The following is a 17,056-nucleotide window of genomic DNA, read 5'->3' on the forward strand; positions in this document are numbered from 1 at the left end:
GTTGATGGCCAGCTGCCACCGTGGACCGCCGGCCGGACCAGCAGTCGCGACGTCTGTCCTCGGACAGATCGCCGCCGCGGCACTGGCCCGGTCGGTGCCGGCTCAACCGCCCGTGTCGTCGCCTGCCGCCGCGCCGGCACGCCCGGCGGCCTGCTACTGGTTGCCGACGCGATGCCCGAACGCTCCCGGCGAGCCGGACCGGACCGGCCGGACAGCCCCGAGCCGTGGCAACGGTGGTGGGGTGCTCTGGCACCAGGCCGCCGCCGGGACCGTTCAACCGGATCCTATCCCTGACATCGGGGCGGATAGGGTCCGTTGCATGCGCAGCTCAGCTTGGCCATGGCTGAGGATCATGGCCTTTGCTCTGGTCATCGTCGGCTTGGCCATGGTCTTCATCAACGCCGAGGCCCTTTCGAACGGCGACGCCGTCGAGTGCGACGGTAGCCCGATGAGACCTGATCAGTTGTGCGTGAGCTTTGCCGGTGGCGAAACCAACAGCTACGACGAGGAGAAGAGGAACGAAGCCCGGGGAGAACTCGCTGGCTACGTCGGAGTGGGCCTCGGCGCCCTCGGCATCGTCCTCTTCATCAGCAATGCGATCGCCACGCGACGAGGAAACCGGTGACGGGGGTCAGGGTGTCGGTGAGCCAGCCGATGGCGGCGTGGGGTGGGCGTCCGGGTCGAAGGCGGACTCGTTGGTCGGACCGGTGCGGGCGAATCCATGGGAGTTCTGGTAGTGCTGGTCAGCCGTCGGCCTTGCGCTGGCCGTTTCCGGCGGCGGCGCAGTGAGCACACGTGCCGAAGATCTCCAGTGTGTGGTTGACGTCGGTGAAGCCGTAATCGGTGGCGACCTTGTCCGCCCAGCGCTCGACCGCCGGCCCGCTCACCTCGACGGTCGTTCCGCAATGCCGGCAGACCAGATGGTGGTGGTGGGTGCGGCTGCACCGCCGAAACAGCTGCTCCCCACCACCGGTGCGGGTCGTGTCGACCTCACCGGCGTCGACGAGCAACTGAAGGGTGCGGTAGATGGTCGTGAGCCCCACCTTGACTCCCCGCTGCCGCAACGTCTGATGCAGGTCCTGCGCGGTACGGAAGCCCTCGGTCTCCTGCAACAGCGCGAGCACCTCGGCCCGCTGGCGGGTGTTTCGGGTCGCGTTGGGGATGGTCTGGTTCACCGACCAATTATGCATCCACTCGCATATGCGCTGCTTGCCCCCGCAGCTCGCCGCTCGGCGGGCGGCCCCTACCGAGCTTGGAACAGGTTCAGGTGGTAGCCGCGTACTTGCCGGCGGAACAGCGCCCCCATCACCACCGCGAGGGCCCGGAAGCGCAGCGGCATGCGGGCGCGCAGCTCCGGCTGGGGTTCGGCGAAGGTCCGCGAGTCCAGCAGCCGCACACCGAGCCGCTCCACCTCGGCCGGGTCCTCGCAAATCCAGGTCATCCGCGCGCCCATGTCGCGCATCACGTCGTTGCGGTTCACCGAGTCGGCCATCACCTGACCGCCGGTGTCCAGCGCCAGCAGGGCTTCGGGGAAGTTGGCGGCGATGAGCGTGATCGCTTGTTCCACCTGGTCGGGTGTGAAGTAGAGCAGCACCGCCTCGGCCACGAACAGGTACGGCCCGGGGCTGGCTCGCACGATGTCCACCCACGCCGGCTCCAACACGGAGCCGGCGATCATGCGTCGCCGGTCGGTGTCGGCGAAGAACCGGCGGCGCAGCTCGATCACGTCCGGCAGATCCAGGTCGAACCAGTGCACACTGCCGTTGTCCAGTCGCTCGAACCGGGTGTTCAGCCCGGTGCCGATCTCCACCACCGTGCCGCCCGGGTGCTCGGCCAGGAACCGCTGCACCCACACGTCGAACATGGCGGTACGCAACACCGCGCCCCGCGCCCCGCCGGCGAACGCCTTCATCTGGGCGAAGTCGTAGTCGATGGACTCGACGATCTGCACCGCCCGGTCGTCGCGCAGCAGCGGCCGCCGTTTGCGGCTTTCCACCGACCGCCCGTACAGCGGGATCATCAACGTCTGCTGGACGGCACCCAACCGGACGTCGGCCCTGTCGTTGTCCGTCATGGTTCGCTCCCCTCGCCGGCCTTACACCTTGAAGAACTGTCCGCGGTGGAACGATCCCGGCCACCGGCCGCCGCCCGACGTGAACCCCTACGACCAACCGGGCGCGGCTCAGGTCGCGCCCAGCGCGGCGCAGTCGGCGCAGGTGCCGAAAAGTTCCAGGGTTTGGGCGACGTCGACGTATCCGTGCTGCCGCGCGATCCGCCGTGCCCAGGTCTCCACGCCGGGTCCAGGGATCTCCACGGTGCGGGCGCAGTGCCGGCAGACCAGGTGGTGGTGGCGGTCGGTGCCGCACCTCCGGTATAGGTGTTCGCCGCTGGGCAGCCGCACGACGTCGACCTCGCCAGCCTCGGCCAGGATTTGCAGCGTGCGGTACACCGTGGTGAGCCCAACCTGTTCGCCGCGCGCCCGCAGCATCTCGTGTAGGCGTTGGGCGCTGCGGAACTCGTCCGTCTCGTCCAGCAGAGCGGTGACCTGTAGCCGCTGCCGAGTGTGCCGTCCCAACCCGGACAACTCCTCGGTCATCACAGCCCCCTCGCCACCATCGGCCAGCCATCACAGCCTATCGGAAACGGTTGTCATTCTAGTCTGTACTGAGGGCTTCGCCCACCTTGCGCGGACGGGCCCCCGCCTCGAACGGGAGGTCGGCGGGGGCCCGGTGGAGCGGAAGTCCTCAGCTGTTGAGGACCTGGAAGGTGAACTGCTTGGAGCCGGAGCTGATGCTGCCGCCGCCGACGAGGGTGCCGGTGACGTTGAAGGTGACGGTGTAGGTGCCGGCGGCGTCGAAGCCGAAGTTGGCGTGGGCGTGCGCGAGCCGGGCGACGTCGAGGGTGTCGGGTAGGCCGTTGCCGCTGTCGAACAGCACTGTCGGGGTGCCGCCCGCGGCGGTGTAGATGCTGAAGCCGGCCGGGCCGCTGACCGCGGTGAGGTTGAAGGTGACCTTGTCACCGACGAAGACGCCGGCGGGGACCTCGGTGGTGTTCCAGCCCGGCCAGAGCAGGCCCGAGGTCTGGTTCTGCGGCAGGATCCAGGCGGTGCCACCGGTGCCCAGGAACGACCACGCCGGCGTGTTCGGCACGCCGGTGGTCTTCGCCGCGACCGGCACCTGGAAGACCACGTCGGCGGGGTTGCGCTCGACATCGGTCGATCCGGTGCCGTCGAGGACCCGCAGCACGAGCGCGCCGCTGGCGTAGTCGACGTCGAGGACGTCCACGTGACCACTGGTGAGCGTGATCGGCACGGCCTGCGCCGGCGCCGCGGTCAACGTGCCGGCCAGGACGGCGGCGGCCAACGCGACCGGCGCGAGCAGTTTGGTTCTGATGCGCATGGCGCTCTCCTAGCTGAGGACCTGGAAGTGGTAAAGGCCGGCGTCGGCCACGGTTTGGCCGGTGGCGGCGAGCTTGCCGCTGGCGGCGACGACGACCCAGTAGTGGCCGGGCGCGTCGAACGCCCAGTTGGCGTGCATGTGGTCCCCGGCGGGCAGGGTGACCGTGTCGGGCAGCCCGTCGCCGCTGTCGACCAACACGCTGTCGGGCAGGCCGAAGGCGTTCTCGGTGTAGACGGCCACCTCGCCCGGGCCGGCGACGAACGCGAACGTCACCTTCACCGAGTCGCCCTGGAACACGCCGGGCTCGATCTCCTCGGTGCCGAAGCCGGGCCAGATCAGCTCCGGGTTCTCCACCTGCGGCAGGATCCACACCGGGTCTCCGGCGGCGCCGAGGAAGCCGTACGCCGGGTCGGCCGGGACGGTGGTCTCGGCCTGCGGCAGCACCTGGAACGTGACCTCGTGGGGCTCGCGCTCGACGCCGGGGTCGACGCTCTCGTCGTGGATGTGCAGGTTGAGCTCGCCGTCCTCGTAGGCCACGCCGACCACGTCGACGTGCCCCTGGCTGATCACGACCTGTGAGCTCGCCTGGGCCGGCGTGCCGGTCGCGACGAGGGCACCGACCAGCGCCCCGGACGCGACCAACAGACGGAATGGGGTGCGCACGTAACTGACTCCTCCCCGACGGTCCCCAATGGACCGCACTAACGATAATGATAACCGTTAGCGATAGCGCGACGGTGGACTGACGGTTAAGAAAATTCGCACCCACTGTGGTGAGGGCGTCGCGCACGCCGCCCTGATTTGCCGGCACGTCCCTAGTCAGGCAGATCGGGCGCGACGGCGGGTGGCCACCACGAGGCTGGCGCCGACGATCAGTAGCAGGGCACCACCCGCGACAGCCGGGACCACCCAGCCCGACCCGGTACGCGCCAGGCTGCCGCCACCGTTCGAGCCGCCACCGTTCTCGCCGCCCCCTGAGGAGCCGCCGCCGAACCCGGTGTTCGGGTCGACCGGACCGACCGCGACGTTGAGCGTGCGGCTGTCGGTGACGCTCTGGCCGGCCTTGGTGGTGCCGGTCATCTGCACGCCGAGGCGGTACACGCCCGGTTTGGTGAAGGCCCAGTTGCCGTGGGCGTGCGTGTTCGGCGGGATGCTCAGCTGTTGCGGCAACGACTTGGCGGAGTCGAAGAGCACGTTGGGTTTGCCGAAGGAGCCGGTGAGGAAGAGCTTGAACTGTCCCGGACCGTCCACTGTGGTGAGCCGCCAGGTGACGTTGCCGCGGGTGCCGCCCACGACGGAGGGGTCCTGGGTGTTCCAGCCGGGCCAGACGATGCCGGACTGCTGCGCCTGGGGCAGCAGCCACACGTCCGAGCCGGCCGGTCCGAGGAAGCTGTAGTCGGCTCCGGACGGCACCTTTATCTTCGCCTTGTCTACGGCATGGATGACCACATCGGACAGTTCGCGCCAGACCGGCGGGCTGCCGGTGTCGTCGCGGATCCGGATCCGCCAGGTGTTCCCGGACAGCTGCGGGCCCATGTCGATGTGACCGTCGGCGAACACCTTGCGCCCGCTGGCCGGCGCGGCGGCGGCCTGGGCAGCGACCTTCGGCGCCGCTCGGGCCTCGGGCGCCTCGAGGGTGTCCGCCGGTGGCGACGTGGGCGGCGTCCGGAGGGCGGGCGGCGCCGGGACCGCCTTCGCCGGCGGCTGCGGCGGCGAGGCGGGCGAGATCTCCGGGACCTCGATCCGGTACGTCGCCGTGGTGGTGAGCTGCCCGGCGGATGCGTCGAGCGTGACGCGGTAGCTGCCCGGTGCGTCGAACGCCCAGAGCGCGGCCCCGGTGCGGATGCCGACCGGCAACGTCATCGCGCGCGGGCCGGCCTCGCTGGTGCCGAGCAGCGGCGTGGGCACCCCGAACGACGAGACCGTGTACGCGTGGAACCGGCCCGGACCCGCCACGTCGCGCAGCCGCAGCGTGACGGTCTCGTTGGCGATGCGGCCGCGCGGGATCGCGGTGGTGTCCCAGAACGGGAAGCCGCCGGCGCCGCCCAGCACCCAGACAGGTGTGCCGGCCTTGCCGAGGAAGCCGAACTCGGCGCGGTCGGGCACAGTGCCGGCCATCCCGCCGCCGAACGTCACGGCGGCCGGGTCATGGCCGGGTTCGCCGCGGCGGGCCTGGCCGGCGTCGCGGACCCGCACCGACAGCGCGTCGCCGTCGAGGCGGACGGAGACCAGGTCGGCGCCGGCCGCCGGCAGCGGTCGGGGCTCGGCGTGTGCCGCGGCCGGGGCGGTGGCGATCGCCAGCGTGATGGCGGCCAGCAGGCTCGCGGTGCGTTTCATCGCGTCATGTCCCTCGTGATCGGGTTGTGTTGGCATCGGACAGCTCCGGGCCGGCCGCCGGCGAGGCCGCGGCTTCGGCGCGGCCCTGCGCGCGGGCGGCGGCCAACGCGCGGGCGCTGGCGCGGCGGCGGTACAGCACCAGCCAGACGGCGCCGGCGCACAGCAGGAGCAGCACCGCTTGTGGCCCCGGCCACGCCCACACCGCCGCGTGGCCGGTGGCGGCCGGGGCCGCCGCGGTCGCGTTGACCGGCACCGGGGCGAGCTCGACGTCGACGTCGAGGCGGAACAACGGGATCGCACCCGGCACCCGGGTCGTCACGGTGTACTCGTCGCCCGGCAGGATCTCCGGCAGCGCGGCCGCGTCCACCCCGCGACGGCCGATCCCGAACGGGCCGGCGATCTCGACGCGCGGCCTGCCGGTGAGCCGGACGTTGCCGGTGTTGCGCACCCGGTAGGTGGCGGTCACGGTGCCACCGGCGAACGGGTTGAGCGTGCCGCCGTAGCCGGCGTCGAGCCGCTCGACCGTGAACGCGGGCGCGAGCTCACCGGTGACCCGCAGGTACACCCGGGCGCCGACCCGCCGGTCGACCCGCACCCGGTTGCCGCCGGCGTCGGTACCCGGCTCGGCGATCGACGCCACGATCCCGCCCGCGTGGTCGCCTGGGGTGGCGTCGCGCGGCACGGTCAGCCGGAACGGTACGTCCACTCTGGACTTGGACGGGATCACCAGCCGCCGGTACCGGGGCTCGAACACCACCCACGCGCCTACGTCGGTCGGTCGCTGGGCGGCGGGCAGCAGGTCGAAGCCGCCGCTGGGCGTGGTGAACGCGTCGCTGGCGTACACGTCTACGGTGATGGGCTGGCCGGAGTAGTTGGAAATGCCGGCGTAGTCGGTCAGCTCCGCGCCGGGGTCGAGCTTGTAGGTGAAAGCCGCCCGGCCGTCCGGTCCTTTCCGGCTGGACGGCGCCACCCCCCAGGTGACCGGCGCGGCACCCGCCGCTGGGGCGGGCGCTGACGGCGACGGGGGTGGGGCGGCGGCGACCGGCCCGGCCGGCAGTACGCCGGCCAGGACGGCCACCATCGTGAGAAGGACGCGCACGGCTAGATCGCGGTCAGCGTGAGCGTCGCGGTGTAGGTGCCGGCGCCGGTGTCGGTCGGTAGCTCCAGACGCAGCTCGGCGCCGAGCCGGGCCGTGCCACGACCACTGCCGGCCGGTGCCGAGCCCAGCACCGCGCCACCCGCGATACCGTTGCCGGACGTGAAGCCGGGTGGCGCGATCGGCCCGGCCACCACACCCTGCCCGCTGGCCTGCGCGAGGATCTGCGGCGTCCAGCCCAGGTACTTGCCCCCGAAGTTGGCCCCACCGTCGGCGGTGAAAGCGGAGACCTGGCCGGACGCGTTCCAGCCCGGCTTGGCGGCGCGGGTGTCGGTGACGGTCACCGGACGCAGCGCCCCGGCGGCCTCCAGCCGGTCGCCGGCGGCGCCGAGCGTCGTGGCCGGCAATGCGACGGTGCGGTCGTTCGGGTCGACGCTGAGCACCAGCGCGCCGTCGCTTTCCCGGACCGTGGCGACGATCGACTGGCTGCCGCCCGGCTCACCTGGCCCACCACCGTCCTCCACGACGAGGGTCACCGGTGCCGCCTCGGCGACCGCGTTGTGGTCCTCGTCGTAGAGCACCGCCTTGTACTGGCAGCCGTCCAGCGCTTCGGTCGCGGTGAACGAGTACGCGGCACCGCCCTCGCCCGGCACCACGGCGAAGTCGGCCGCGCCCGCGCACTTGCTGAACCAGTGGTAGTGGTCCAGTTCGGTTTCCGGGGTCTGCAAGGCGACGAGGTTGACCTGCTGTCCCGGTGCGTAGCTGTCCTGCATCCCGAAGATGTCCAAAGCCACCTCCGGATCAGGGTCGGTCAGCTCACCAACCGCGAACGTGTAGTCGACCGCACCGCTGGACACCGCTGTGCCGTCGGTCAGCGTGCCGTCCGCCTGGAACTTCAGCGTGTAGCGGCCGGTCGCGCTGAACGCCCAGTTGGCGTGGGCGTGCACGTGGTCACCGACCTCGATCGCGTCCGGCAGGCCGTCGTCGCTGCGGAACAGAACCTGAGCGTTGCCGAACGGGTCGTTGACGAACACGGACACCCGGCCCGGCCCCTCGACGCCGACAAGGCTCAGCCGGATCTTCCCGCCGGCGAAGACACCGGTGGGCAGGTTGAGCGTCTCCCAGCCCGGCCACAACAGGTTCGGGTCCTGCACCTGCGGCAACAACCAGACCGGCGTGCCCGGCGCGCCCAGGAACGCGTAGCTGGGCACGTCCGGCACCGTGGTCTGCGACTCCGGCAGCGCGTGGAACAGCACGTCCGCCGGATCCCGGGTGACCGGCGACGCACCCGTGTCGTCTCGCACCTTCAGCGACAGCGCGCCGCCCTCGTAGTGCACGTCGATCACGTCGACGTGCCCCCGCGAGAGCACTGTCTGCTCCGCCGCCAGCGCCGGCGATGGCGTCACCACGGCCGCCGCCACCAGCGAACCGATCGCCGCGAGCAGCACCAGCGGTCTGCTCATCGGTCTCATTCGGCTTCTCACATTCCTCCCCCTTGCGCCATCTACCTCATATTGGAAATGAAATCCAATACCACTAACTGCGCCGGAATCTAGCACGGACGCGACCGGCGCGTCGAGGTGAGGCGGGCCATCCCGGTCGTCCGTCCGATCCGAGGTGTCGCCTCGTTTTCCGCTTCCGCGGCTAGAAGACGTGCCGGGCCAGCAGTCCGTGCCGGGGCGCGCCCAGCCAGGCGCCGAGGAAGACCGCGGTGAGCACGAGCACGATGGTGCCGCCGACCGGCAGGTCCCACGACCACGAGACGTACAGGCCGGCGAGCGCGGAGAGCCCACCGATCGCCGGTGCGAGGACCATCATCACGGCGAGCCGGTCGGTCAGCAGGCGGGCCGCCGCGGCCGGTGTGACGAGCAGGGCCAGCACCAGGATGTTGCCGATGGTCCGGACCGAGATGACCACGGCGAGCGTGACGAGCACGTACAGCAGCAGGTCGAGCCAGAACACCCGCAGCCCCATCGCGCGGGCCGACTCGCGGTCCAGCGAGATGGCGACGAACTCCTTGTGCAGCAACAGGATCGCCAGCAGGATGACCAGGCCGGTACCGCCGACGACGTACACGTCCTCGTCCGGGATCCCGGTGATCGACCCGAACAGGAACTGTTGAAGCGAACCGGCGTACCCGGGGGCGCGGGAGATGACCACGATGCCGAGCGCGAACGCGGCCACGAAGAACACCCCGATGACCGAGTCCTCCTTCAGCCGCCGCTGCTGCGCGAACACCGCCACCAGGATCGCGGTCACCACGCCGGCGACGGTGCCGCCGAGGACAAGGTTGCCGGAGACGAGGAACGCGACCGCCAGGCCGGGAAACACCGCGTGGGCGACCGCGTCGCCGATGAACGCCATGCCGCGCAGGACCACGTAGCAGCCGACCACGCCGCACACGGTCGCCGACATCACCGCGATCAGCAGCGCCTTGCCCAGGAACGCCAGATCGGGGTTGAACAGGTCGGCGACGAAGTCCGCGGGCGACATCACGCACCCACCGTCTCGGGCTCACCGGCCGTGGCCGGCTCCGGCTGAAGGCCCAGCGCGGTGAACAGGTGGCTGCGCTCGCCGACCTCGAACGCGTCCATCCACACCCGACGGTCGCGCAGCTCGCCCGGCGGGCCGGCGACGATCACCGTGCGGTTGAGCAGCACCAGCCGGTCGCAGTCGTGCACCGCCGCGGCCAGGTCGTGGGTCGCCATCAGTACCGCCCGCTCGCGGGCCAGGGTGGCGAACAGCTCACCGAGCAGCTCCTGGGTCGGCATGTCCAGGCCGGCGTAGGGCTCGTCCAGCAGCAGGATGTCGGGCCGCAACGCCAAGGCCCGGGCCACGAGTACCCGTTGCCGCTGGCCGCCGGACAGCTCACCGACCGGCCGGCGGCGCAGGTCGGCCAGGCGTACCCGGTCCAGGGCCTCACCCACCGCGCGCCAGTCCGCCACGCCGGGACGGCGCAGCAGGCCGATGCGGCCGGTGCGGCCGCTGAGGACCGCCTGTTCCACGGAGATGGGAAAGTCCCAGGTGAACTCGTGCCGCTGCGGCACATACCCGACCGTCGCGCTGCCACCGACCGCTATCCTGCCGGCCTTGGCTCGGATCAGGCCGAGCACGCAGCGCAGCAGGGTGGTCTTGCCGGCGCCGTTCGGGCCGAGCAGCCCGACCAGTTCACCGGTGTCGACGCTCATATGCACGTCTCGGAGCACGGGCCGCCCGCCGAGGTCGACCGCCAGGCCCTCGACCGTAAGCGCGCTCATTGCTGCTCCTCCGCGGCGAGGGCGCGGCGGCGAGCCCGCGCGCCGCGTACCGTGACGACGATCAGCGCCACGGCGAACAGGGCCGCGGCGGCCACCAGCAGGGCAACGACGAGTCCGGACCCGCCGGAGCCGTTCTCGGACTCCGCAGCCGCGGCCGCGCTCGGCGTGGCGCCGGTGCTCGGCAGGCTTCCGGTGTAGGAGGCGGTGAACGCGCCGTCGACCGGGGTGCTGTCGCCGACCGCGATCCGCAGCACCTCCCGTCCGGCGACCCGGGTGCCGTCCACCAGGTCGGCGGTGATCTCGACCGCGACCAGGTACACGCCAGGCTTGGAGAAGATCCAGTTGGCGTGCGTGTGCGTGTTCGTCTCCACCCACAACGGCTGCGGATACGGCTTGGTGGAGTTCCACAGCACCTGTGGTGCGCCGAGGTTGCCGGACTGTAGGTACACCGTGAGGCTGCCGGGGCCTTGCACGCCGAGCAGGTTCATCGTCACGCCCCGCGCGATCGCCTCCATGACGCCAGGATCCTGGGTGTTCCAGCCGATCCACACCACGTCCTGGTCCTGCGTCTGCGGCACCACGTGCACCGGTGTACCCGGGCTCTGGCCGAGGAACGCGTATGCCGGGTCGTCCGGCACCCGCTGCACCGCCGCGTCGCGCACGCGCAGGACCGCGTCGGAGGGTTTACGCCAGACCGGTGGTACCACGGTGTCGTCGTGGATCTGAATCGTCCACGCACCGTCGCGGTAGCGCGGTCCGATGTCCACGTGCCCGGTTTCCAGCACCGCCCGGCCGGCCGCCACCGACTGGTCGGGGTCGAGGGTCTGGCCCAGGCCGTCCGGCTGCGGGGTCGGCGCGAGCGCCAGCGTCGCCGCCAGCGCGGCTGCCATCGTCTTCATCAGCTCAGGCATTCCTTCAAGGAGTCGGCGTTGAAGCGCATCATCTGTACGTAGGTCTCGACGGTGCCGTCGAACGTGTCCCCGTAGATCGAGCACACGCGCACGCCCTGCTCCTTGGCGACTTCGACCAATGTGGACGAACGGGCGCGCAGGTTCGGTTCGAGGAAGACCGCCCGTACCCGCAGGTTGCGGATCGTCTCGGTGAGCTTGACCCGGTCGGCCAGGCTCGGTTCGGTGGCCGGGTTGGGCGTCACGAAGCCGGCGACCGGGATGCCGTAGGCGTGGGCCAGGTAGCCGAACGCGTCGTGGGTCGTCACCAGGTAGCGGTTGGCCGGTGGGATCGCGGCGATCGTGGCGGCGACGTACGCGTCCAGCGCGGTCAGCTCGGCCAGATAGGCGTCCGCGCCGCGCCGGTAGCCGGCGGCACCGGCCGGGTCGACGCCGATCAGCGTGTCCCGGATCAGCTCCACATAGGACTGCGCGTTGCCGACGTCCTGCCACAGGTGCGGGTCGATCTCGCCGTGCACGTGCCGGCCCAGCACCGCCTGCGGCAGCTGGTACACCTTGTCACCCGGCCGGCCCAGGAAGCGGTACCCGCGGCCGGACGGGATCTGCTTGAGCGCCTTGCCCGGCACCTCGATCACGGTGGTCGCCGGGTCGTAGGTCTCCTGGTGCGCCTCCCCACCCCCGTGCGGGTCGGCGTACAGGTACAGCCGCCTCTGGTCCACGTCGACCGCGATGTCGGCGTGACCCGCGCCGAGCACCGTCCCGCCGACCGAGTGCGGGTCGACACCCACCGCGAACGTGAACGTCTGCCGGCCCAACTCCACCGGCTTCGAACCGTGCGCCACCGCCAGCCGGGCCTCCATCGTCAGCCGGTAGACACCCGGCTCGGTGAACGCCCAGCTCATGTGCGTGTGCGCGTCCGGTGGCAGCACGGCCGTGTCGTCCCGGTAGCCGCCGGCCGGGTCGAACCCGTCCGCGGAGTTGACGTAGAACTCCGGATCGCCGAACGACTCGGTCAGGTAGGCGACCAGGTCACCGGGGCCGGACACCTCCGTGGCGGACAGCAACACATCCGACGAGCGGTTCGCCCCGTACTGGCGGCCGGTGCCACGCACCCGCATGCCGAGCCAGATCGTGTCCAGCGAGGCATCCTCCACCAGCGGGATGATCTCGGCGGCGTACTTGGTGGCGCCCTCGGCGAGCGAGATATTGGGTACGCCCTCGCCGAGGTTGGCGTCCAGCGCCTTGATGACGCTCTGCGCCTCCAGCAGCAGGTAGTTACTGAACGCGACGTCGGCGTAGACCACGTTCCGGACATCCCGCAGCGTCGGCTCGTACCCGTGCGCGTCGGCGTCGTCCGGCACGATCGAGTCCACCAGCACCCGGTCACCGCCCACGTTGCGCACCAGGTCGGCCAGGATCCCGGTCGTCGTCACCACCTGCACCCGCTCGTCCGAGTCGCTCAGCGCGACCGGCGCCGTGCACCCGGACAGGACAACCGCCGCCACGACGGCAGCGGTCAACCACGGCGTCCTCATCCGCTGGTCTCCTCCCCACATGGCCAGCCGACCCGCACCGCTCACTATCAGTAATGAAAACGGTTTTCGGTAGCATAGCCAGTGATCCAGCGGCGGCAAAGACCCTCAACGAGATCTGTGACGCAGGCAGCGAAAAGCGGGACGGGGCCGACCCGGTCGACCCCGTCCCGCTATACCACCCGAAGGCGGATCAGTGTTCGTCGTAGTGTTCCCCGTGTACGGCGTGGCGGTGCCCGTCATGCACGTAGTCCACGTGGTCTTCGTGTGTCACGGCGTCGTGCCCGCAGCCGTCGGCATGGGTGTGCTCGTGCGCCTCGGCCTGCACGTGCACGCCCTGGACGCTGCACTCGTCGTAGTGGTCGCCGTGACTGTGGTGCACGTGGCCGTCGTGCAGGTAGTCGACATGGTCACCGTGCCGCACGCTGGCATGTCCACAGTCGCCGGCGTGGGTGTGCTCGTGCCCAGTGTGCGGGCGGTGTTCGGTCGCGGTCGTCATCTCTGGTTTTCCTCCTTCACGTGGGCGATGGCATCACGCACGATGTGCGCCACATGGGCATCGCGCAACGCGTACGCCATCTCCCTCCCCCTTCGGACCCGCCGCACCAGCCGTGCGTCCCGCAGCACCTTCAGGTGCTGCGACACCAGCGGCTGCGCCAACCCGGTCGCCGCCACCAACTGGTGCACGAGGTGTTCCTGGTCGGCCAGCAGGTCCACGATCGCCACCCGGACCGGCGAGGCCAGCACCCGAAACAGGGCCCCCACCTCCTCGTAACGATCCAGCGACGCCTCTGTCACCGATACATAGTCGCATGCGCAATGAAGCATACAAAGTCCGTGAGCTGCGAAGTCCGGCGACTGATCAGCGGACACGTGGTCACACGGTGCGCAGGTCGAGCGTGTGCCAGGCGATGCTCTCTCCTATGGCGGTGGACCACCACAGCACCCCGCCCCGGTAGAACACCCTGGCCACCGCGTCGGCCACGCTGATCAGCCGCCGTACCTTCAGGTCGTAGACGAGCAGCCGCCGTCCACCGTTCGCGGCGACGACCGTGCTCGAGCCCGCCAAGAGCACCTCGAACCGGTCCAGCACCGCCACGTCGACGATCGCGGCGGTAGCGCCGTCGTCGGCCACCCGCCGCCGCTGCGAGCCGTCCACCCGTATCAGCTCGCTCCGAACAGGGCCGTCGCCGGACAAGACGAACACCCGGCACCAGCCGGGCCCGCATCTGTCCAGCATGTCGCCGGCGGCGTCGACGGTAACCACCTGCGCGGTGTCCATACTGCGCAGCCGAGCCCGACCACTACTGCCGGCGCTGGCCAGCCACGGCCAGCCGGACAGCGTCCACGTACCAGGCTCCGTGCGCACCTCAACCCGGCCACCGCCGACCGGCACCGACCGTACCTCGGTGGCTTCCTGGCCGCCGGGTGCCTCCGCCGTCCAGTACAGCCGGCCGGACTCGACGACGATGTCGTAGTCCGAGCCGAAGAACGCCACCCGGCCGGTGTCCCCGGTAATCTTCCGCGGCGTCCCACCAGGCAGACCTGCCCGCCACAGCTCGGTCCGCACTGTGCCGTCCCGGCCGGTGACCGACTCGGCCCAGACCAGCTGCCCGCCGGCGGGGGTGAAGCCGGCGTACCGCGGGGCCACCGCCGTCGGGAGCCGGCGCAGCACATGGACCGCCCCGTCAGCTCCCCGCACCACCAGACGCACCTCACCGCCGCCCGGATCGGACGCGGTACCGACCGAGACCCGCTCGTCCAGGAAGTAGACCGGGCTGTAGAGCGCGCCGTCAGACAGCACACCAGGCACTTGCGCGCGCTGGGCATGCGGCCACACCACCTCCGCGGCAGGCGGCCGAGGGCGCGGCGAACGGAGCCGGTCCGGCACCTGCGCCACCAGCACTCCGGCCGCGCCCACGGCAGCGACCAGCCCCAGCACGCCACGAACCGACTGCCGGGGCCGCCACCGTGACGGCTCCGGCACCGGTCCACTCTGTCGGTGCACCACCACGCAAAAACCGTAGCCGCCACGTCTGCGACCGGCCGGCCGCGTATGACGCGCTGTCCTGGTGTAGCGGGTCGGGGGTGTTGCCGCGGCGGACGCGAGTGGGCGCGATCGATTCTGCGGACGGCCGGACAGCCCGCATAGCTGGGCTTTGACAGCCTGAACCGAGTCGGCGAGGGCACCGTCGTTGCCGGGGGCAGCCGATCGGGCGCCGGTGGTGCGTGCGTCAGGCGGTGGCCAGCATGCCGGGCGGATCAGTCGCGGTCGCGGCGGCGGGGCCGGTCCGGGACTGGTTTTCAGAGCCGGTCGACATGGGCAGGGACCGGTCGATCGGGGCGGTGAACAGGCCAAGCAGCCCAGTCACCTCCAGCACGCGGCGGACTATCGGTTGCGGATGGGTGATCCACACCCGGCGTCCGGCCCGGACGGCGGCGTTGCGGACGGCGACGAGCGCGCCGATGCCGGTGCAATCCAGAAAGCTCACCCCGGCCAGGTCGACGTCAAGCACAGCGGGGCCGTGCTCGTGCAGGAGGCCGAGCAGCCGGTCGCGGAGCACGTAAGCGGTTGCCAGGTCGACCTCGCCGGCCACGGCGACCAGCGCCGTGGACGGTGATGGCCAACTGGTGTCGAGGTGGAGCTGGGTAAACGCGGTCCCGGGCGAAAACGTGGTGGCCATGATGAACCTCCGGCCCAACTGCCGTACGGGGATTGCGTGGTGAGCGGGCGAGGGCTGGGCCCGTGGCCGGGGAGGCAACCACCCGAAACTGCGGCTGGTGGTTGCGGGCTCGATGAGCCGCGCACATCGGTGCGGCGCAGCTACCCCGCAGGCTACCCCAGGAGTGTTCGCGCAGGGAGCCTTCTGTGTCCTGCGCCAACCCCGCGGCACTGCGCGGCTGGCAGCGGAACAGGTCGGGCACGACCATCTGGAAGGACATCGAGGTTTCTCTATGTGTTGATCTGTCCGAAGTGAGCGAGACCCCGTTGTCGTATTCGCTGATCGCTTCGATGTCCACCGCAGCGGATCGGTCGAGGCTAGGCACCAGTCCGCCGGGTTGCCGGCGCCACCCCGCGATCCCCACCAAGGCGATGTTGACCTGCTCGGCGCCAGTGCCGACCCGGCGTTCGGGTGCGTCGCTGCCTGGTCAGGACCTACGGCACCGGCGTCGTCTGTGCGACAGCGATTTTCCAGCCGGCGGGCTCGCGCACCACGGTGAACGTGAGGCTGCCCCTCGTCGGCACGGCGGATCCTTCGCCGCGCTCGTCGGAGACGTACTTGGCACAGCTCACCAGCGCGACGTCGGGACGAATGAAGCGGATGTCCTCGATTTCCAGACGGGTGAACACCTTGGCCATCGGGCTCTTCAGCCCGGCTGTCATCGCCTCGCGCAGCGCCTCCCTTCCGAGGACGCGGCGCCCGGCGATGTTCACCAGTACCAGGTCGGGGTGGTGCAGTGCGACGAACTCCTCGACGTCGCTCTGGTGCCGGTCGACGGCGGCGACAAGGTCGCGGATGGCGGTCAGATCCTGCTGGTCGGTCATCGGGACTCCCCGGGATTTCAGTTGCGGAGTGATTTGCTCCGCACTCGGAACAGTACGCCGGAGCGAAGTGCTCCGCAATGCGTATGATGCGGACGTGAGCAGGCCCACCCGACGTACCCACCGGCAGGCCGAGGCCGAAGCCAACGACCGTGCGCTGCTCGAAGCCGCACGCGAGGTCGTCGCCGTCGACGGCGTGCACGCGTCGGTGGCCACGATCGCCGCGCGGGCCGGCGTGGGCATCGGCAGCCTCTACCGGCGATACCGAACTAAGGAGGAGCTCTTTCAGCGGCTGGTCGTGATCGGGCTAGACCGCTGGCTCGCCGCGGCAGAGGCGGGTCTGGCCCACGACGACCCGTGGGACGGGCTCGCGCACTACGTCCTGGCCGGGATCGACATCGGCCAGGGGTCGCTCGGCGCGATCGCCGGCACAATCGAGATCACCGACGAAATCACCGAGAAAAACCGGCGCTGCGACGAAGCCGTCGACGCGCTCATCAGCCGCGCGCACACGGCCGGTGTGCTGCGCCCCGACGTCACCAGGACCGACCTGCACCTGCTGATCGAGCAGCTCGGAAAGTCGCCAATGATCGACCAGCTGCGCCGGCAGGGCCGCACCGACCTCATCGACACGGCCAGGCACGCACGCGCCCGCATCAACGCCATCGCCCTCGATGGCCTCCGCGCCGGCGCACCCCACCAGCTTCCCGGTGGGCCACCCGATGCCGCGTTGCTCTCCGGACGGTGGGAGCGGCCGGCGGGGACCCCTCAGCCGTCATAGATCACCAGCGCTTCCGATCGTGCTGTTATCCGCGCGCCGAAAGGGGTCGAACCCACCGGCCGGCTCGGCCGACGACCGCCCCGTAGTGTCTGGCGCACGCCACGCCGCCCGCTGATCTGCGACGAGAAGAAGGGGGCAACCGCCTGCGTGAGCGGCCAGGCGCCGCGCGCCCGGCGGCCGGCGGTGCCTGGTCAATCGACCGC

19 protein-coding genes are annotated in these 17,056 nt (G+C 70.8%); 2 read left to right on the forward strand and 17 right to left on the reverse strand.

Going from position 1 to position 17,056, the window contains the following annotated elements:
* Window positions 1-319: 319 nt before the first annotated feature.
* A complete protein-coding gene (locus AC5L36_RS11750) occupies window positions 320-625 on the forward strand; it encodes a hypothetical protein (protein WP_441215488.1) in 306 nt (101 codons plus the stop codon).
* Window positions 626-743: 118 nt separating this feature from the next.
* Here AC5L36_RS11750 and AC5L36_RS11755 read toward each other — a convergent pair whose 3' ends face one another.
* The 17 genes from AC5L36_RS11755 to AC5L36_RS11835 form a co-directional block, all read right to left on the reverse strand.
* On the reverse strand, window positions 744-1,190 hold the full coding sequence (locus AC5L36_RS11755; RefSeq protein ID WP_441215489.1) for a Fur family transcriptional regulator: 447 nt from the start codon (window positions 1,188-1,190) through the stop codon (window positions 744-746).
* 53 nt (window positions 1,191-1,243) lie between these two features.
* Window positions 1,244-2,074, reverse strand: a complete 831-nt coding sequence (locus AC5L36_RS11760; RefSeq protein WP_441215490.1) for a class I SAM-dependent methyltransferase — start codon at window positions 2,072-2,074, stop codon at window positions 1,244-1,246.
* A 108-nt stretch (window positions 2,075-2,182) separates the two neighbouring features.
* Window positions 2,183-2,596: a Fur family transcriptional regulator gene (locus AC5L36_RS11765; protein ID WP_441215491.1), complete on the reverse strand. Its 414-nt coding sequence runs from the start codon at window positions 2,594-2,596 to the stop codon at window positions 2,183-2,185.
* A 148-nt stretch (window positions 2,597-2,744) separates the two neighbouring features.
* Entirely contained in the window at window positions 2,745-3,398 is a 654-nt protein-coding gene (locus tag AC5L36_RS11770; protein WP_441215492.1) for a choice-of-anchor M domain-containing protein, read from the reverse strand.
* Window positions 3,399-3,407: 9 nt separating this feature from the next.
* Entirely contained in the window at window positions 3,408-4,061 is a 654-nt protein-coding gene (locus AC5L36_RS11775; protein ID WP_441215493.1) for a choice-of-anchor M domain-containing protein, read from the reverse strand.
* Window positions 4,062-4,217: 156 nt separating this feature from the next.
* Window positions 4,218-5,735 (reverse strand): TIGR03773 family transporter-associated surface protein, encoded by a 1,518-nt coding sequence (locus tag AC5L36_RS11780; protein WP_441215494.1) that lies wholly within the window; start codon window positions 5,733-5,735, stop codon window positions 4,218-4,220.
* 4 nt (window positions 5,736-5,739) lie between these two features.
* A complete protein-coding gene (locus tag AC5L36_RS11785) occupies window positions 5,740-6,816 on the reverse strand; it encodes a WxL protein peptidoglycan domain-containing protein (RefSeq protein ID WP_441215852.1) in 1,077 nt (358 codons plus the stop codon).
* Window positions 6,817-6,836: 20 nt separating this feature from the next.
* On the reverse strand, window positions 6,837-8,294 hold the full coding sequence (locus AC5L36_RS11790; RefSeq protein WP_441215495.1) for a choice-of-anchor M domain-containing protein: 1,458 nt from the start codon (window positions 8,292-8,294) through the stop codon (window positions 6,837-6,839).
* Between the two features lie 181 nt (window positions 8,295-8,475).
* Complete coding sequence (locus tag AC5L36_RS11795; RefSeq protein ID WP_441215853.1) at window positions 8,476-9,324, reverse strand: anchored repeat-type ABC transporter permease subunit; 849 nt, start codon at window positions 9,322-9,324, stop codon at window positions 8,476-8,478.
* The gene (locus tag AC5L36_RS11800; RefSeq protein WP_441215496.1) at window positions 9,324-10,088 is read right to left on the reverse strand and encodes an anchored repeat-type ABC transporter ATP-binding subunit; all 765 of its coding nucleotides are present in this window, start codon (window positions 10,086-10,088) and stop codon (window positions 9,324-9,326) included. The genes AC5L36_RS11795 and AC5L36_RS11800 overlap by 1 nt, the downstream gene beginning before the upstream one ends.
* Entirely contained in the window at window positions 10,085-10,987 is a 903-nt protein-coding gene (locus tag AC5L36_RS11805) for a choice-of-anchor M domain-containing protein (RefSeq protein WP_441215497.1), read from the reverse strand. Before AC5L36_RS11805 ends, AC5L36_RS11800 begins: the two co-directional genes overlap by 4 nt.
* Window positions 10,987-12,531, reverse strand: a complete 1,545-nt coding sequence (locus AC5L36_RS11810) for an anchored repeat ABC transporter, substrate-binding protein (RefSeq protein ID WP_441215498.1) — start codon at window positions 12,529-12,531, stop codon at window positions 10,987-10,989. The genes AC5L36_RS11805 and AC5L36_RS11810 overlap by 1 nt, the downstream gene beginning before the upstream one ends.
* A gap of 190 nt (window positions 12,532-12,721) precedes the next feature.
* On the reverse strand, window positions 12,722-13,027 hold the full coding sequence (locus tag AC5L36_RS11815; protein WP_441215499.1) for a hypothetical protein: 306 nt from the start codon (window positions 13,025-13,027) through the stop codon (window positions 12,722-12,724).
* Window positions 13,024-13,326, reverse strand: coding sequence for an ArsR/SmtB family transcription factor (locus tag AC5L36_RS11820; protein WP_441215500.1), 303 nt, complete (start codon window positions 13,324-13,326; stop codon window positions 13,024-13,026). Before AC5L36_RS11820 ends, AC5L36_RS11815 begins: the two co-directional genes overlap by 4 nt.
* A 79-nt stretch (window positions 13,327-13,405) precedes the next feature.
* Window positions 13,406-14,542 (reverse strand): hypothetical protein, encoded by a 1,137-nt coding sequence (locus AC5L36_RS11825; RefSeq protein ID WP_441215501.1) that lies wholly within the window; start codon window positions 14,540-14,542, stop codon window positions 13,406-13,408.
* 220 nt (window positions 14,543-14,762) lie between these two features.
* A complete protein-coding gene (locus AC5L36_RS11830; RefSeq protein ID WP_441215502.1) occupies window positions 14,763-15,212 on the reverse strand; it encodes an STAS domain-containing protein in 450 nt (149 codons plus the stop codon).
* A gap of 473 nt (window positions 15,213-15,685) precedes the next feature.
* Window positions 15,686-16,075: a YybH family protein gene (locus tag AC5L36_RS11835; RefSeq protein ID WP_441215503.1), complete on the reverse strand. Its 390-nt coding sequence runs from the start codon at window positions 16,073-16,075 to the stop codon at window positions 15,686-15,688.
* A 94-nt stretch (window positions 16,076-16,169) separates the two neighbouring features.
* On the opposite strand from AC5L36_RS11835, the gene AC5L36_RS11840 reads away from it, so the two are divergent.
* Window positions 16,170-16,853: a TetR/AcrR family transcriptional regulator gene (locus AC5L36_RS11840; RefSeq protein WP_441215504.1), complete on the forward strand. Its 684-nt coding sequence runs from the start codon at window positions 16,170-16,172 to the stop codon at window positions 16,851-16,853.
* Window positions 16,854-17,056 lie beyond the last annotated feature (203 nt).

This window comes from Phytohabitans sp. LZ39 (genome assembly GCF_059359075.1).

Coding starts and splice junctions, on each gene's coding strand:
- AC5L36_RS11835 (WP_441215503.1), bottom strand. CDS start 16,075: ATGACCGACCAGCAGGATCTGACCGCCATCCGCGACCTTGTCGCCGCC.
- AC5L36_RS11750 (WP_441215488.1), top strand. CDS start 320: ATGCGCAGCTCAGCTTGGCCATGGCTGAGGATCATGGCCTTTGCTCTG.
- AC5L36_RS11785 (WP_441215852.1), bottom strand. CDS start 6,816: ATGGTGGCCGTCCTGGCCGGCGTACTGCCGGCCGGGCCGGTCGCCGCC.
- AC5L36_RS11760 (WP_441215490.1), bottom strand. CDS start 2,074: ATGACGGACAACGACAGGGCCGACGTCCGGTTGGGTGCCGTCCAGCAG.
- AC5L36_RS11755 (WP_441215489.1), bottom strand. CDS start 1,190: ATGCATAATTGGTCGGTGAACCAGACCATCCCCAACGCGACCCGAAAC.
- AC5L36_RS11830 (WP_441215502.1), bottom strand. CDS start 15,212: ATGGCCACCACGTTTTCGCCCGGGACCGCGTTTACCCAGCTCCACCTC.
- AC5L36_RS11815 (WP_441215499.1), bottom strand. CDS start 13,027: ATGACGACCGCGACCGAACACCGCCCGCACACTGGGCACGAGCACACC.
- AC5L36_RS11770 (WP_441215492.1), bottom strand. CDS start 3,398: ATGCGCATCAGAACCAAACTGCTCGCGCCGGTCGCGTTGGCCGCCGCC.
- AC5L36_RS11790 (WP_441215495.1), bottom strand. CDS start 8,294: ATGAGCAGACCGCTGGTGCTGCTCGCGGCGATCGGTTCGCTGGTGGCG.
- AC5L36_RS11780 (WP_441215494.1), bottom strand. CDS start 5,735: ATGAAACGCACCGCGAGCCTGCTGGCCGCCATCACGCTGGCGATCGCC.
- AC5L36_RS11765 (WP_441215491.1), bottom strand. CDS start 2,596: ATGACCGAGGAGTTGTCCGGGTTGGGACGGCACACTCGGCAGCGGCTA.
- AC5L36_RS11805 (WP_441215497.1), bottom strand. CDS start 10,987: ATGAAGACGATGGCAGCCGCGCTGGCGGCGACGCTGGCGCTCGCGCCG.
- AC5L36_RS11800 (WP_441215496.1), bottom strand. CDS start 10,088: ATGAGCGCGCTTACGGTCGAGGGCCTGGCGGTCGACCTCGGCGGGCGG.
- AC5L36_RS11795 (WP_441215853.1), bottom strand. CDS start 9,324: ATGTCGCCCGCGGACTTCGTCGCCGACCTGTTCAACCCCGATCTGGCG.
- AC5L36_RS11810 (WP_441215498.1), bottom strand. CDS start 12,531: ATGAGGACGCCGTGGTTGACCGCTGCCGTCGTGGCGGCGGTTGTCCTG.